Raw genomic sequence first — 13,294 nt, forward strand, 5'->3', positions numbered from 1 at the left:
ATTATGGCAGTAGCCATTTTGGCGAGGTCAACAAAAATAGCTCATTATCGGTGTGGGCTTGGATCCGGGCGGCACCGGAACGAAGGCCAATGATGCCTGCTTTTTTGAGGTTGAGGTGGTGGCCTGTCTGACCAAAGGCGATCGCCTCAGCCCATTCGCCCAAGTCTGGTTGATGGCCCACAAGGACTAATTTTGCATCCGGAGCCGCTTCCCAACGTTCTAGCCAGGCTAAAAACGCTCCCAGGGAACCCCGTGGTGCTAGGCCTTGAAAAACTTGGGGGTGGGGGCCTAGCTCTGCGGCGGCCAAAATTTCTGCGGTTTGTCTGGCCCGTAACAAAGGACTGGTTAAAATCCCCTCAAAGTGGAGACCAAGCTGCTGTAATCGTTGGGCCACAAGTTTTGTTCGGGTTTCGCCTTTGGTCGTCAAAGGGCGATCGCCATCCTCTGCATAATCAGCCCGGTCAGCGGCGATGCCATGGCGAAAAAAATATAGTTCCATTACTTTTCCTCCTGGGAGATGATGGTGCTGGAACACGCAGCAGCCATTTTCTATTCTTAACGACAATGGCCAGCAATGGGCCAAGCTTGCCCTGATCCCAGGATGCCACACCCCAAAAACAATTCCCCACACAACCTCTAGTTACGGTGCATGGGGAAATGAGAACAATCTTAGATGTGAGGTAAATTCCTGAGGCGATCGCCCAGAATTTTTTACTTAAGCGTCAGATTCGATGTAGTTAAACAGAAGTCCCATCGCTAAAGCCGGGAAAACAACACCCGCCAAGGGGACAAGGATTACAGGCAGAAAAGAAGCTGCGTAGGCGCCGTTCATATTAAATCTTTCCTAAATGCTATTAACAAACTGGTTTTCACAATACCTTGGATATTACTGCCAGAGGTCTTGGGAGGGAACAGACATTACGATTCTTAACATAAATGGCCGAAATTCCCAGGACTTGCCCTAAATGTTGCCAAATACTAAGAAAGCCAGTAAATCTAGCAATATCTCTTATAATCCGTAACAAGTGTTTATCTGAACTTAAATTGTAAGTTTGTTTTGAGAGGAGCTTAAACATTAAATGGACATTATTCAACATGGTGGAGATCCTCAAGTAGGAAACCTCGCGACTCCGATTAATGCTTCTGCATTTAGTAAAGCTTTCATTAATAATCTACCGGGTTATCGTCAAGGACTTTCGGCACAGCGCCGTGGTCTAGAAATTGGCATGGCCCATGGTTATTTCCTCTATGGCCCCTTTGCTCTCCTCGGCCCGCTGCGGAACGCAGACTTTGCTGGAGTTGCTGGCCTATTAGGAACCGTTGGCTTGATTTCCCTGTTGACCCTTGCCCTTTCCCTCTACGGAAGTGTCGGCGTCAGCACACCCACTGCAACCCTAACCACGCCCAATCCTCCTGAAAATCTAGGAACCAAAGAAGGCTGGAGCGAGTTTGCGGCTGGCTTCTTGATTGGCGGCTGTGGTGGTGCCCTGGTTGCCTATGGTCTCTGTATTGCCTTACCGATGATGTACACCATCTAGGGATTGGTTGATAAGTTTTTATACAAGGTGTTCTGTAGGGTAATCTAACGTTCTATTTGGTTATTCGACGGCCGCCACAATATATGACTTTAAAAATTACAAATTAGTAGATCTGGTCAATTGAGTTTGTTGTTTGTAAAGCCCGGTGAAAATTCACTGGGTTTTTTTGTGTCTGACAGAATTCAATGCCTAAAATTTAAGAGACTTAAGGAAAAGCGCGACTGGGCTAATCGGCGCGGCTCAAAGGTCAGTTAGTTTCGGTGGCGATCGCCCTTGGTTTATTCTAGAACCTAAAAGATACGCACAATTTTTGGACTAGTTTTTAAGATGATATCTCAACCCAAAAGCTTGCAATGGTGGCAAAAACTGGGGGTGTGGCTCGCAACGGTATTGTTTACCTTTGGGAGTTTTGTTTCGGCAGCCCAGGCCACTGGTGTTTATGATGTGCCCTACGCCACGGGGGATGAACCGATCTGGATTGTGGATCAAGCAGAAGCAATTAGTCGTGCCAACGAAGGGCGTTTAAATCGAGAGCTCAGCGAGTTAGCTGAAACAACGGGCAAGGGTCTGCATTTTGTCGCGATTCGTCGCCTTGATTATGGTCAGACCATGGAAGAATTTACCGACAAGGTCTTTGCCAAGTGGTTTCCGACACCAGAAGCGGGGGCCGATGAAATCGTGGTGGCGATGGATGTGTTGACGAATAATGTGGCGATCGCCCTGGGAAATAATATCCAGGAGTTGATTCCACCGGAGACAGCCGAGAGTATTACCGGAGAAACGATCGGTTACCCCCTGCGCAGCAGTTCCTATAACCAAGCCTTCCTGGATGCGGAGGCCCGCATTGGCACCATTTTGAACGGGGAAGCAGATCCTGGCCCCCCAGACATCGCCGAAATTAACATCGAAAGCACTTTCACCAAGGCCGAAGACACAAAAACAACCAGTTCAACCATTTGGGTTGTGGTATTGCTTCTCTTGGCGACAATCATTCCCATGGCTACTTACTGGTGGTACGTACGCTAGGGATTAACTTTTGCCAGGATTAAGCCAAATCATTTCCCAGGTGATGTAGGTGCCGACTGGACTCCACAGCAAAAAAGGCAACAAAAGCCAAAAACTCGTTTTCGAGACGGGAAAAACGGCGATCGCCAACAATAAACCCACTACGAAACCCGCAGCCCCAATAATGGTTCCCACCGTTAGGCTGCGGGTTTTGCACATCACAGGGGTATAGGCCAAGATCACCAACTCCAACAGACCATAGCCCGCCATCAATAGCCAGGTGCGAAACCCCTGGGGATCTGCATGCCAAACATAGTTAGCGGAAATAATCCCACAGATAAAAATACTCGTCCACACCACTGGGATAATGCCTTCAAAGGTGAGCCAGGCCGGACGGCGCAATTGGAAAAACCAGCGTTGATCGGCGCGAATCGCTCGGTTGAGCAACACCCCAAGGGCGATCGCCACCAAGGTGATCAATAATCCCGTTCCCAGCATTTCTCTGTCCCCCAGAATTTCAACCCAATTCTATACTGGTAACAGAAGCCCCCCAGATTATTTCTAACGATCCAAAGAGCCATGACCTTCTCGCCCCAACTAATGCGCGCCGTCGAAACCCTCCAATATCGAGCGACTGTCGGGGAAGTGGCGACCCAGGCTGGCCTAGAACTCAATGTGGCCCAAAACGGTCTTTATAATCTCGCGGCCGATGCCGGTGGGCACCTCCAGGTGGCAGAAACGGGGGATGTTGTCTTTGAGTTTCCCAAAAACTTTCGGACAATCCTCCGCAATAAATATTTTAAAATTCGGCTCCAGGAATGGCTCGATAAAACCTGGCGAGTTGTCTTTTTCCTAATTCGGATCTCCTTTGGCATCGCCTTGATTCTTTCGATTCTTTTGATGACGATCGCCATTCTGGCTCTAGTGACAGCCGCTAGCAGTCAGGATAATAACAACTCCTCCCGTCGTCGTAGTTCCTCTTTTAATCTGCCCTGGCTCGTTTGGTGGGGGCCTAATCCGTTTCGTGTCTTTAGCCCCAACTACTACGGCCCCCGACGCTATGGTTCTGCAACATCTTTAAAAAACACGGCGAGCAACACCGAGAAGGGGGGAATGAATTTCCTCGAAGCCGTTTTTTCGTTTCTATTCGGCGATGGTGATCCCAATCCAAACCTGGAGGAACGTCGCTGGCAAACCATCGGTCAAGTCATCCAAAACAATGATGGAGCCGTGATCGCCGAACAACTTTCCCCCTATTTCGATAAGCTATCATCCACGGAACAGACAGAAGAAAGTTACATGTTACCGGTCTTGGCCCGGTTCAATGGCTACCCGGAAGTGTCCCCCACGGGAGACTTGGTTTATTATTTCCCAGAACTCCAGGTCAAAGCCCAGGAACGCCGTCAGAAATCTGTCCCCAACTATTTAGAAGAACAGCGCTGGACATTTACCCTTGCTCCTACAGGTCAGAAATTTTTGGCGATCGCCCTTGGGGGTGTCAACTTAGTCTTGGCCCTGATGCTAGGGGTTTTGTTACAGGATTCAGCCCTGGTGGCCGAACTCGGTGGCTTGGTGGGTCTTGCCCAGGCCCTTTATCCCCTCTTGTTCGCCTATGCGATCGCCTTTTTGGCGGTTCCCCTCGGCCGCTACTTTTGGCTCCAGCGCCGCAACCAAACCATCGAAAATCGCAACGCCCAGCGGCAAGAACGGGCGGCCCTACTCAACACTGGCGAACCTGAACTGCAACAAAAACTAGCCTATGCCCAGCGATTTGCAACCCAGAAAATTCTCACCGGCGAAACCATCACCTATGGCACTGATCAAGATCTCCTCGATCAACAACTGCAAGGGCGTGATGACCTCGCCAAAGATTGGGAACGACGCCTAGAAGAAGGTCAATAACGCTTGTTTAGTCTACGCGAATTGGAATGTAAGCCCGATTATTAGAACCACTGACCTCAGAGATGGTGTTGTTCTCATCCACGATGATCCCAAGCCAGTAATTTTGACCAGGATTCAGATTACTCGGAATCGTGACTGGAATTGTCGTCGTATAAACGTCCGCCGGATGGATTGACCCAAACGACCCACCGCCAATACGGGTATCACCATAACTGATATAGTCATTGGTTGAAATGTAGATCCCATAGGAAACATTATTATGGGTCTGCTTACCATTATTCTCAATCGTAAATTCAGGACGAACTGTACTGCCACGATTGACGCGATAGCCCGGCTCCCCCGCAATCGTAATCCCACTTAAGGTAGCTGTATTCGCCGCATTACGAATCCTTACCCGCCCATGACTTGAATACTCACCACTTGCACCCGTTCTGCGCCAGTGGGATGCAGAAACATCATTAAACGTAGAATTTTGACTGCCGTAAAGAACACGGGAACCATGGGAAGCATCTTCTCCAAAATAAGTACGTGCCGTGGCACCATTGGTATGGTGATGCCGCCAAGAGTCTCCCATCACGTTATATTCCCAATTAACGTGCATCAAGCCGAGGTAATGCCCCGCTTCATGGTTAATTACTGCATCAATCGGCAAACGAGACCCCGTGTAGACCGTATTAGAGCTCTTATTCTGGGAAGTCGTCCAAGAACGGCCCGATGAATCAAGGACAATATCCACTTCATCTAAACCATAGTGCCAACCAAATAACCAGTAGCAGTGGTACCGCATCCGGGCGACCCCAGGTGGAGAAATACTACTCGCGTAAATCTCATTTTGTCCATTGCCACTACCAACTCCTCCTGTTTCCGTTGTTGTGTTGATCACAAAGGGAGAGGGGTTGGTATTGGTCGCGTTAATGCCCCGCTCCACCGATTGCAGTAAACTACCGGGCGGAAAACTAATGGTATTGATACGGGCTGTTGTCGAATTGCCACTCCACCGTAATTTCTTACCGCTATCACCATTACACTCCAGCCAGGAAGCTGCCTGGGTGGGTTTTGGCAGGATAAAACAAGCAGAGATAATGGCTGAGGCCGCAAGTAGATAGGGATTAAACAAGTTGAACTTCATAGCAAAAGTCCCTGTAATAATTGGTTGTGATTCTGGCTGAATTAGGGGTTTATCCGTCTTAAGTCGGGTCTTAGCTCAGGTGAAATGGGTTGCGGTGAAAGGTCTCTCAAATTAGGCGAAAGATCACGAATTTGTCCTTCTCCTTCCCGAGCCTGCACATCATTTTTTTCTTCTTCGGTAATCTGATCCGGAACTGTGACAGCTCTGACTTCTTCTAACCTTGGATCGGCCACATTGAATGGTTTGTTCGGATCCGCCGATGGGATTGAAGACTGAGGCGGTTGTACCCGGTTGTTCCACTGGCGCACAGCTTCAAAAAAAGCAGACAAACTGAGGGGCGGCCCAAAGGTTTCTATGGGAGCTGCTTCAGGAGAATCGAAATTATCACCAGCTGCCACTGCCGCCTGAAAACCATAACCCACCCGATAAGCAGCAGGTGCTTCTGTTTCGTAGCGTCGTTGTAGCTCGGCAATGCTTTGACCCGTTCTCTGGCTTTCTTGCTGAATAATTCTTTGGGTTTCTGGTTGTTTCAATAACAGCTCAAAAGAAGGCCTTGGTAATTCGATCACATTAAGATCAAAGCGGGGTTTCCCCCCAATCCTTAGTCTTTCTGTCGCTTCAACCACGGGAATTCCCCAACCATTAAACACACGATTGTCTACAACCCTAAAGCGACCGTCAACGCAATTTACCAAGGGACATCCCGTTACGGGGTCTCCGGTTAGAAATAAAATATCTGCCTGGTTGCGAGCAAATATCGGTGCAGTCGTCTCCATGTAGATGCCACCACTGCCATCGGCACCACCGGGCACTCGCAAGGTAATCGTTTCCCCTGGTGTTCTGCCCCGTAAGGTTTCACGAATTTTGTAAGTTACAAAAGTATGGGGTAGCCCTTGGGGTTGTTCCCGTGTGGGTTGGGAGTTGCGATATTGAATGTCAATAACTTCGCCGAAAATGATTAGATCTGACTCGCCGACGAGAAATTCAAGCCCAGATGTTTTGGTAGAGGCCGGGTCATTTTGCAAATTAGTCGGACTGTGGGCAAGACTAGACTGCATAGGAGAAATACAGCACAATCCTAAGGTTATTAGTTTGAGAAAAGTCAGCCTTAAATAATTTTTCATGTATTTAAACAGACCTCCAATAAATTTAATGGCGTAGAATCAGATTTTGAAATTAATCAAAAAGTCATTGCTTACTTAGATTTAATACATTAAAATTTTCTTTTGCAATTCGTTTTTTCTTGAAAATTAAGCAATAAAAGAATTGTGTGTGCTTGCTTCAAATTTGACAAATCCAAACAATGAATTTCGTCTTTAAAATTTACTTGGAATTCTCGACAAAGACCCTTTATAAAAGCTTTAAACAAACGATTCTTTATTTTCGACGAAAGTATTTTACATATTTAATATGGATTTTAAAGCATGAATTTAAAGGATTCAAAGATACGATCAGTGCCGCAACAAAAAACAAAACAAATTCAAATAAATTTAGAGTAAAAATAATTGCAATCAGTTTTGATGAAGTTGTTTTTACAAAACGATCTATGATCTATATCTAAAGAAATATTTTATATTCTTAAATCACTATTAAATTGACAATGACCACTGATGCTTCACAAAAAATCAAGAAGCTGCTTATAAAGTCAATTAATCTCACTGATCACAAAAAAAATGCCCCAAAGCTAGGGGCAAATTGGAATTCCACTTATCCGGCGATCGCCATAATCGCCATAATCGCTAGAGATCTCGGTGGGTAAAAGGCTTGGCATCGGGGCCACTATAGGTCGCGGCAATTTGACCATTGCCGACGAGATGATATTTGTAGGTCACAAGTCCTTCTAAACCCACGGGGCCACGGGGCGGCAGAGTTTGGGTGCTGATGCCTACTTCTGCACCGAAGCCGTAGCGGAAACCATCGGCAAACCGGGTCGAGCAATTATGGTAAACGCCCGCTGCTTTCACTTCATTGAGGAAAATCTGGGCCGTGGCGGCATCCTCTGTGATAATCCCGTCGGTATGCTTGGAGCCGTAGGTATTGATGTGAGCGATCGCCGCTTCGACATCGGGCACAATTTTAATTGCCAGGACTAAATCACTATATTCTGTACGCCAATCTTCTGCCGTCGCAGGTTGGACAGGAATAATTTTTTGGGTTGCCGCATCGCCGCGCAAAGTGACCTGTTTCGCCGTTAAAGCCGCGGCGATCTGGGGTAAAAATTCCGGGGCAATTTTTTCGTGAATTAACAGCGTTTCCACCGCATTACAAGCCGCCGGATACTGGGTTTTCGCATCGACGACAATCGGAATGGTTTTGCTTAAATCTGCGGCAGCACCCACATATAAATGACAAATGCCGTCGGCATGGCCCAGCACGGGAATATTCGTATTTTGCTGCACATACTGCACAAAGGCATTGGAACCGCGCGGGATGATCAAATCCACATATTCATCGAGGGACAGGAGGGTTTTAATTTCTTCGCGGGTGGTCAGGAGGGTGACAGCCTGGGGGGAAACAGCCGTGTCCTGGAGGGCAGTTTGGATAATTTCTGTCAACACAGTGCAGGATTGGATCGCTTCTTTGCCCCCTTTGAGAATCACACCATTACCCGATTTAATTGCGAGGCTGGTGATCTGAATTAGGGCTTCCGGGCGGGCCTCGAAAATAATCCCTAAAACCCCCAGGGGACAAGTGACCCGCTTCAGCACTAAATCTTGATCTAATTCTCGGTGTAGCTGGAGATGGCCGACGGGATCAGGGAGATTAATCACGTCATGGATACCGGCGATCGCCGCTTGTAATTTGCTCTCTCCCAACTTTAGACGGGCATAGAGGGCTGGCGCAATCCCATCTCGCTGGGCCGCTTCACAGTCTGCCTGGTTTGCCGCGACGATTTTCGCCTGATTGGCCGCGAGGGCCTGGGCCACTTTTACCAAAGCATCATTGCGCTGGGCCAGGCTTAAGGTGCCTAGTTTTTGAGCCGCCGCCCGCGTTTGTTGCGCCAAGTCAATTAGCTGAGTTGCCATGATTCCCTCCAAATTTATCCAGTCCTATGGTTCTATTTAACATCACCCGTAGCCCGACCCAACAACGAAAAAAGCCCATCAAAATAGGCTTTTCTGTGATGAATCTGCGGTTTTGAGAAGGTTAATTTAAACGCGGGTTCCTTCTACGGCGGCCCGGTAGGGTTCTACATCTTCGCTGTAGTCGATGGGCAGTACCGCACAGACGTTGGGATGGGGACGGGGAATAATTACCCAGGATTCTAAAACGCCACCATGGGCTTTCTCAACGGCTTCAATACCCGCAGCCATTGCCGTTTTGACTTCCGAAACGTCGCCACGAATGTTGATATTGAAGCGGGCACTACCAACCCGAATGTAACCCACCAGGGTTACACGACCGGCTTTAACCATCGCATCGGCAGCGGCAAGTACTCCGGGAAAGCCTTTTGTTTCAAGTGATCCAACCGCAGCTTGAGCGGGCATAGGGGGTCTCCTTTATCTTTGTGATTAGTAAAACTTATTCATATTTGGTTCTTCACCCAAGCACATATTATTCTCTAAACTGGGCAAAACACCAAGATCTTCGCTGCACTAGGAGCGAAATTCGAGGGAGGCCTGGGTATATTCCAGGGGTAAAATCCCGACAACATTATCGGGGGGATTGGGCACAGTGTAATGGCTCATCACTTGGCCACCGACAGTTTCCTCGGCGGCCCGTAGACCGGCTTCCATGGCAGGGCGCACTTCTGAGGTACGACCCCGAATGACAACGATAAAATTACCTCTTTCGGCTTTGTCAAAAAACACAATGGTGACACGGCCCGCTTTGACCATGGCATCAGCGGCGGCAAGGACGGCGGGAAAACCTAGGGTTTCAATGACTCCCACGGCTTCTTGCATAATCTCGACTCCTGGGGGCAAGGGATAGGGCTATATTCTCCCACATTGGTTCCCTTCTGCTATAGGAAATTTTTTGGAATGGTCTTGACTGGTTCTTTGCTGCCACTGCTCCCGGAGATTTTGGGTTATCCCCAGGCGACAACACCGGAGATCGAACGGCGGCGATCGCATTTGAAACAGTGGGGCATTGAGGCGATGGTTGCGGTAGGGACGAAAAACCTCGGTACTTTACCGATTCTAGGGTTGGGTTACGTGGGGGTTGTGGTCATGGTGCTTTGGCGGGGGCAGCCCCGTGCGCTGAAAATTCGCCGTTTGGATAGTAACCACGACAGCTTGTGGCCGGAAATTGACTGTTTAGCAAAGGCCAATCAGATCGGCATTGGCCCCCGTTTGCTCAAGGGGGCAGCGGATTTCCTCTTAATGGAATTTGTGGCGGGGCGATCGCTCCTGGCTTGGTTGCAGACCCACCAAGGTCAAGCACATCAAACCTTGAGATGGACGGTGATGGAAAATATCCTCTCCCAAGCCTTTGCCCTCGATCAGGTGGGGTTAGATCGCGGGGACATGGGGCGTTTGACCCAGGATGTGATTGTTAACGCTCAATGCCAGCCCGTGCTTTTAGATTTTAGTGGTGCTAGCCTGAACCGCCGCCCCCAAAACCTAACCAGTGCGCTCCAGGGACTGCTGTGGGGGAGTGCTTTAGCAGACTATTTTGCCCCGGATTTTCCGGTGAATCAGCGACAAAGATTAATGCCGCACCTGAGACTTTACAAACAAAAACCCCATTTTGAACAGTTTCAAGTGATTATGGCGGCCCTAGGTTGCAAACAACGGTAATAATCAGCCCTGGGACGAAAAATTTTTGGCATACTCAGGGGACAGCCTGTTGCAGTTGGGGCCTTTGGTATGACTTCCCGTTCTCTTTCTCCCGAATCGCGCCTTGCGCCACAAACCACGACGACCTTTGATGTTCAGGGGATGCGTTGTGCAGGTTGTGTTAAGGCCGTAGAACGCCAGTTAACGCAGCAGCCTGGGGTGCTCTCGGCGGTGGTAAATTTGATTACGGAGGTGGCGGTGGTTACCTATGAGCCAGAAAAAATTCAACCAGAGGCGATCGCCAACCGTCTATCCCAAGCAGGCTTTCCGAGCGAACCCAGGGCAACAAAAGTTGAAACCTTTAACCAATACCAAGAAAAACGCGCTCAATCCCAGCGGGAACAATATTGGCGTTTGGGGGCGGCGATTGTCTTGCTCCTCGCGTCGAGCCTGGGCCATTTGCATCACCTGACGGGCCTGAAAATTCCCCTGCTTCATTTGATGGGTGTCCATTGGGCGATCGCCACCTTGGCCTTATTCATTCCGGGGTTGCCGATTTTGCGGGACGGCTGGACAGGACTGATTAAAGGCCATGCCAATATGAATACTCTGGTGGGTTTAGGCACATTGAGCGCCTACCTGACAAGCTGTGTGGCTTGGCTGATGCCCCAGTTGGGTTGGGAATGTTTCTTTGATGAACCGGTGATGTTACTGGGTTTTATCTTCCTTGGCCGCACCCTCGAAGGTAATGCCAGACTCAAGGCGATCGCCGCCCTCGAATCCCTCCTCGCTCTGCAACCCCAGGGGGCGCGCCTGATGGGTCGAGAACAAAAGGGCGAAACTGAAGAAATTACAATTCCCGTGGCCCAGGTACAGATTGGCGAATGGGTGCGCATTTTACCCGGCGAAAAAATCCCTGTGGATGGAGCGATTATTCGCGGTGAAACCACTGTGGATGAATCGATGTTGACGGGGGAAGCGCTGCCCCAGGAAAAAACGGTCGGCGCATCGGTGAAGGCCGGCACCCTCAATCAACTGGGAGTGATCATTGTGCAAGCCACCCAAACGGCCCAAAATACGATGCTCGCCCAGATTATCCGCACCGTAGAGGCCGCCCAGACCCGCAAAGCGCCCGTGCAAAAAATGGCGGATACCATTGCGGGATATTTTGCCTATGGGGTGATGGCTTTGGCGGTGTTGGTCTTTTTATTTTGGGATCTGATCGGCAGCCAACTCTGGTTAGACCCAGGGGCGACGAACCCAGAAATCTTAAGCCTGAAATTGGCGATCGCCGTTTTGGTGGTGGCCTGTCCCTGTGCCTTGGGGTTAGCGACGCCCACGGCTCTCCTGGTGGGGACAAGTCTTGGGGCTGAGCAGGGCATTTTGATCAAAGGGGGAGATATCCTCGAACGCCTCAATCAACTGACCACCGTTGTTTTCGATAAAACAGGCACCCTCACCCAGGGCAAACCGCAGATTGTCGAGTGGGTTAGCTTTGCCCCTTGGTCGCAAGATTCCCTGCTGCAATGGGCCGCGAGCCTGGAACAGCGCAGCACCCATCCCTATGGCCAAGCCTTTGTGGCGATCGCCCAACAGCAAAACCGAGAACTCTTTGCCCCCGATCAGGTTGAAACCGCTTTGGGTAAAGGCATTGTCGGTCAAGTAAATGGCCAGTCGGTACATATTGGTAGCCAAGCCTGGCTTGAGACCGCCCAAATTACAATCCCGGAAGCCTGTCAGCGCCATCTCGAAACCTGGTCAGCCACGGGCAAAACCACCATTTTTATTGCCATCGATCACCAGGTGGCTGGTTTAGTGGCGATCGCCGATCCAATTCGTCCCGATGCCATCGCTCTAATCGAAAATCTACGCGCCAGAAATTTAGAGGTGATCCTCCTCAGTGGCGATCAAGCACCCGTCGTCAAAAATCTCGCTCAAACTCTCCAGCTTGATCATTATCAAGGTGCCCTTTCCCCCATCGAAAAAGCCGCCGCACTCCGCACCCTCCAGGCTCAACAAAAAGTAGTCGCGATGATCGGTGATGGCATTAACGACGCGCCAGCCCTCGCTACCGCCGATATTGGCATTTCTCTCCAGGGGAGTACCGACGTTGCCCTCGCCACCGCTGACATTATCCTCATGGGCGATCGCCTGATGGATTTTGCCCAGACTCTTCATCTAAGCCAAGCGACCGTCAAAGTGATCCGCCAAAATTTAATCTGGGCCTTTGGCTATAACCTCATCGCAATTCCCCTCGCCGCAGGGATTCTCTTGCCGCAATTTAACTTCACCCTCAGTCCCGCTGTGGCCGCAGGCTTAATGGCCATGAGTTCTGTATTAGTTGTGACGAATTCCCTCACCTTAAAAAAATCGTTCCAAAAAACAAATCAAAATCCCCAATAAAGTTTCACATCAATATTTTTAAACCACTGGACTCGCCTCTGAATATTCATTTCATAATGAATGCGGCGTCAAATAAAATTAAATATTTATCATGCTTAAAATGCTGGCTTTAGCCTTCTTGGGAATTACCACTTCCATGACCTTTCCAACCATTGCTAAAGCGCTACCCGATCAAAAAATTAATCAATATTTAGCAGAACACTACACCCAATACCAAACACGAGAAAATTTTTCTGGGATTCAATTATCCGTTAAAGTTAACGAAGCCCCAACCCAAACCTACGTCATCGGTCGGGAAAGTCACGACCCCAACAGTGCGCCCATTACAGCCGAAAGCCTCTTTCACATCGGCAGCATCACGAAATCTTTTACGGCGGCTTTACTGCTTCAAAACAACCGTAACCAAGCCCTTGATCTAAATGCTGACTTTACCCAATATTTACCTGAATATTCCCACTGGTCTGGTATTACAACCACGCAGCTTTTGAATATGACATCTGGCTTGCCAAATTATCGGAAAGTCGGCGTAAAACCCTGCCTCTTTTAGAGCGGGGATATAAGCCGAGCGACGACTCGACTGAGCTCGCCGAAGTCTG

At 49.3% G+C, this 13,294-nt stretch carries 14 protein-coding genes; 6 read left to right on the plus strand and 8 right to left on the minus strand.

Annotated features, from left to right (window positions below):
- Position 1: 1 nt before the first annotated feature.
- Both sixA and AACT35_RS11980 read right to left on the minus strand, forming a co-directional pair.
- Complete coding sequence (sixA, locus tag AACT35_RS11975; protein WP_012308217.1) at positions 2–499, minus strand: phosphohistidine phosphatase SixA; 498 nt, start codon at positions 497–499, stop codon at positions 2–4.
- Between the two features lie 216 nt (positions 500–715).
- Positions 716–832 (minus strand): photosystem I reaction center subunit VIII, encoded by a 117-nt coding sequence (locus AACT35_RS11980; RefSeq protein ID WP_012308216.1) that lies wholly within the window; start codon positions 830–832, stop codon positions 716–718.
- A gap of 247 nt (positions 833–1,079) precedes the next feature.
- Here AACT35_RS11980 and AACT35_RS11985 point away from each other — a divergent pair, with 247 nt between their 5' ends.
- Together AACT35_RS11985 and psb32 are read left to right on the plus strand one after the other, a co-directional pair.
- Positions 1,080–1,538 carry a photosystem I reaction center subunit XI gene (locus AACT35_RS11985; protein WP_030007435.1) on the plus strand — a complete coding sequence of 153 codons (459 nt, stop codon included), beginning with the start codon at positions 1,080–1,082 and terminating at the stop codon, positions 1,536–1,538.
- Positions 1,539–1,865: 327 nt separating this feature from the next.
- Positions 1,866–2,564: a photosystem II repair protein Psb32 gene (gene psb32 / locus AACT35_RS11990; RefSeq protein ID WP_099239659.1), complete on the plus strand. Its 699-nt coding sequence runs from the start codon at positions 1,866–1,868 to the stop codon at positions 2,562–2,564.
- Positions 2,565–2,567: 3 nt separating this feature from the next.
- On the opposite strand, the gene AACT35_RS11995 is transcribed toward psb32, so the two are convergent.
- Positions 2,568–3,041 (minus strand): TspO/MBR family protein, encoded by a 474-nt coding sequence (locus AACT35_RS11995; RefSeq protein ID WP_062436067.1) that lies wholly within the window; start codon positions 3,039–3,041, stop codon positions 2,568–2,570.
- A gap of 81 nt (positions 3,042–3,122) precedes the next feature.
- Here AACT35_RS11995 and AACT35_RS12000 point away from each other — a divergent pair, with 81 nt between their 5' ends.
- Positions 3,123–4,445, plus strand: a complete 1,323-nt coding sequence (locus AACT35_RS12000; protein WP_099239660.1) for a hypothetical protein — start codon at positions 3,123–3,125, stop codon at positions 4,443–4,445.
- Between the two features lie 7 nt (positions 4,446–4,452).
- Here AACT35_RS12000 and AACT35_RS12005 read toward each other — a convergent pair whose 3' ends face one another.
- The 5 genes from AACT35_RS12005 to AACT35_RS12025 form a co-directional block, all read right to left on the minus strand.
- Positions 4,453–5,574, minus strand: a complete 1,122-nt coding sequence (locus AACT35_RS12005) for a CARDB domain-containing protein (RefSeq protein WP_099239662.1) — start codon at positions 5,572–5,574, stop codon at positions 4,453–4,455.
- A 41-nt stretch (positions 5,575–5,615) separates the two neighbouring features.
- Positions 5,616–6,632: a hypothetical protein gene (locus AACT35_RS12010; protein WP_099239664.1), complete on the minus strand. Its 1,017-nt coding sequence runs from the start codon at positions 6,630–6,632 to the stop codon at positions 5,616–5,618.
- A 681-nt stretch (positions 6,633–7,313) separates the two neighbouring features.
- Entirely contained in the window at positions 7,314–8,600 is a 1,287-nt protein-coding gene (gene proA / locus AACT35_RS12015) for a glutamate-5-semialdehyde dehydrogenase (protein ID WP_099239668.1), read from the minus strand.
- 126 nt (positions 8,601–8,726) lie between these two features.
- The gene (locus tag AACT35_RS12020; RefSeq protein ID WP_012308208.1) at positions 8,727–9,062 is read right to left on the minus strand and encodes a carbon dioxide-concentrating mechanism protein CcmK; all 336 of its coding nucleotides are present in this window, start codon (positions 9,060–9,062) and stop codon (positions 8,727–8,729) included.
- 108 nt (positions 9,063–9,170) lie between these two features.
- Positions 9,171–9,479: a carbon dioxide-concentrating mechanism protein CcmK gene (locus AACT35_RS12025; RefSeq protein WP_062436057.1), complete on the minus strand. Its 309-nt coding sequence runs from the start codon at positions 9,477–9,479 to the stop codon at positions 9,171–9,173.
- 78 nt (positions 9,480–9,557) lie between these two features.
- Here AACT35_RS12025 and AACT35_RS12030 point away from each other — a divergent pair, with 78 nt between their 5' ends.
- From AACT35_RS12030 to AACT35_RS12040, 3 genes are all read left to right on the plus strand, one after another.
- A complete protein-coding gene (locus AACT35_RS12030) occupies positions 9,558–10,316 on the plus strand; it encodes a serine/threonine protein kinase (protein WP_099239670.1) in 759 nt (252 codons plus the stop codon).
- A gap of 69 nt (positions 10,317–10,385) precedes the next feature.
- Positions 10,386–12,698, plus strand: coding sequence for a heavy metal translocating P-type ATPase (locus AACT35_RS12035; RefSeq protein WP_099239672.1), 2,313 nt, complete (start codon positions 10,386–10,388; stop codon positions 12,696–12,698).
- A gap of 136 nt (positions 12,699–12,834) precedes the next feature.
- Positions 12,835–13,245, plus strand: coding sequence for a serine hydrolase domain-containing protein (locus tag AACT35_RS12040; protein WP_254048029.1), 411 nt, complete (start codon positions 12,835–12,837; stop codon positions 13,243–13,245).
- Positions 13,246–13,294: the final 49 nt, after the last annotated feature.

The organism is Synechococcus sp. BDU 130192 (assembly GCF_963876085.1).
Lineage (GTDB): Bacteria > Cyanobacteriota > Cyanobacteriia > Cyanobacteriales > MRBY01 > MRBY01.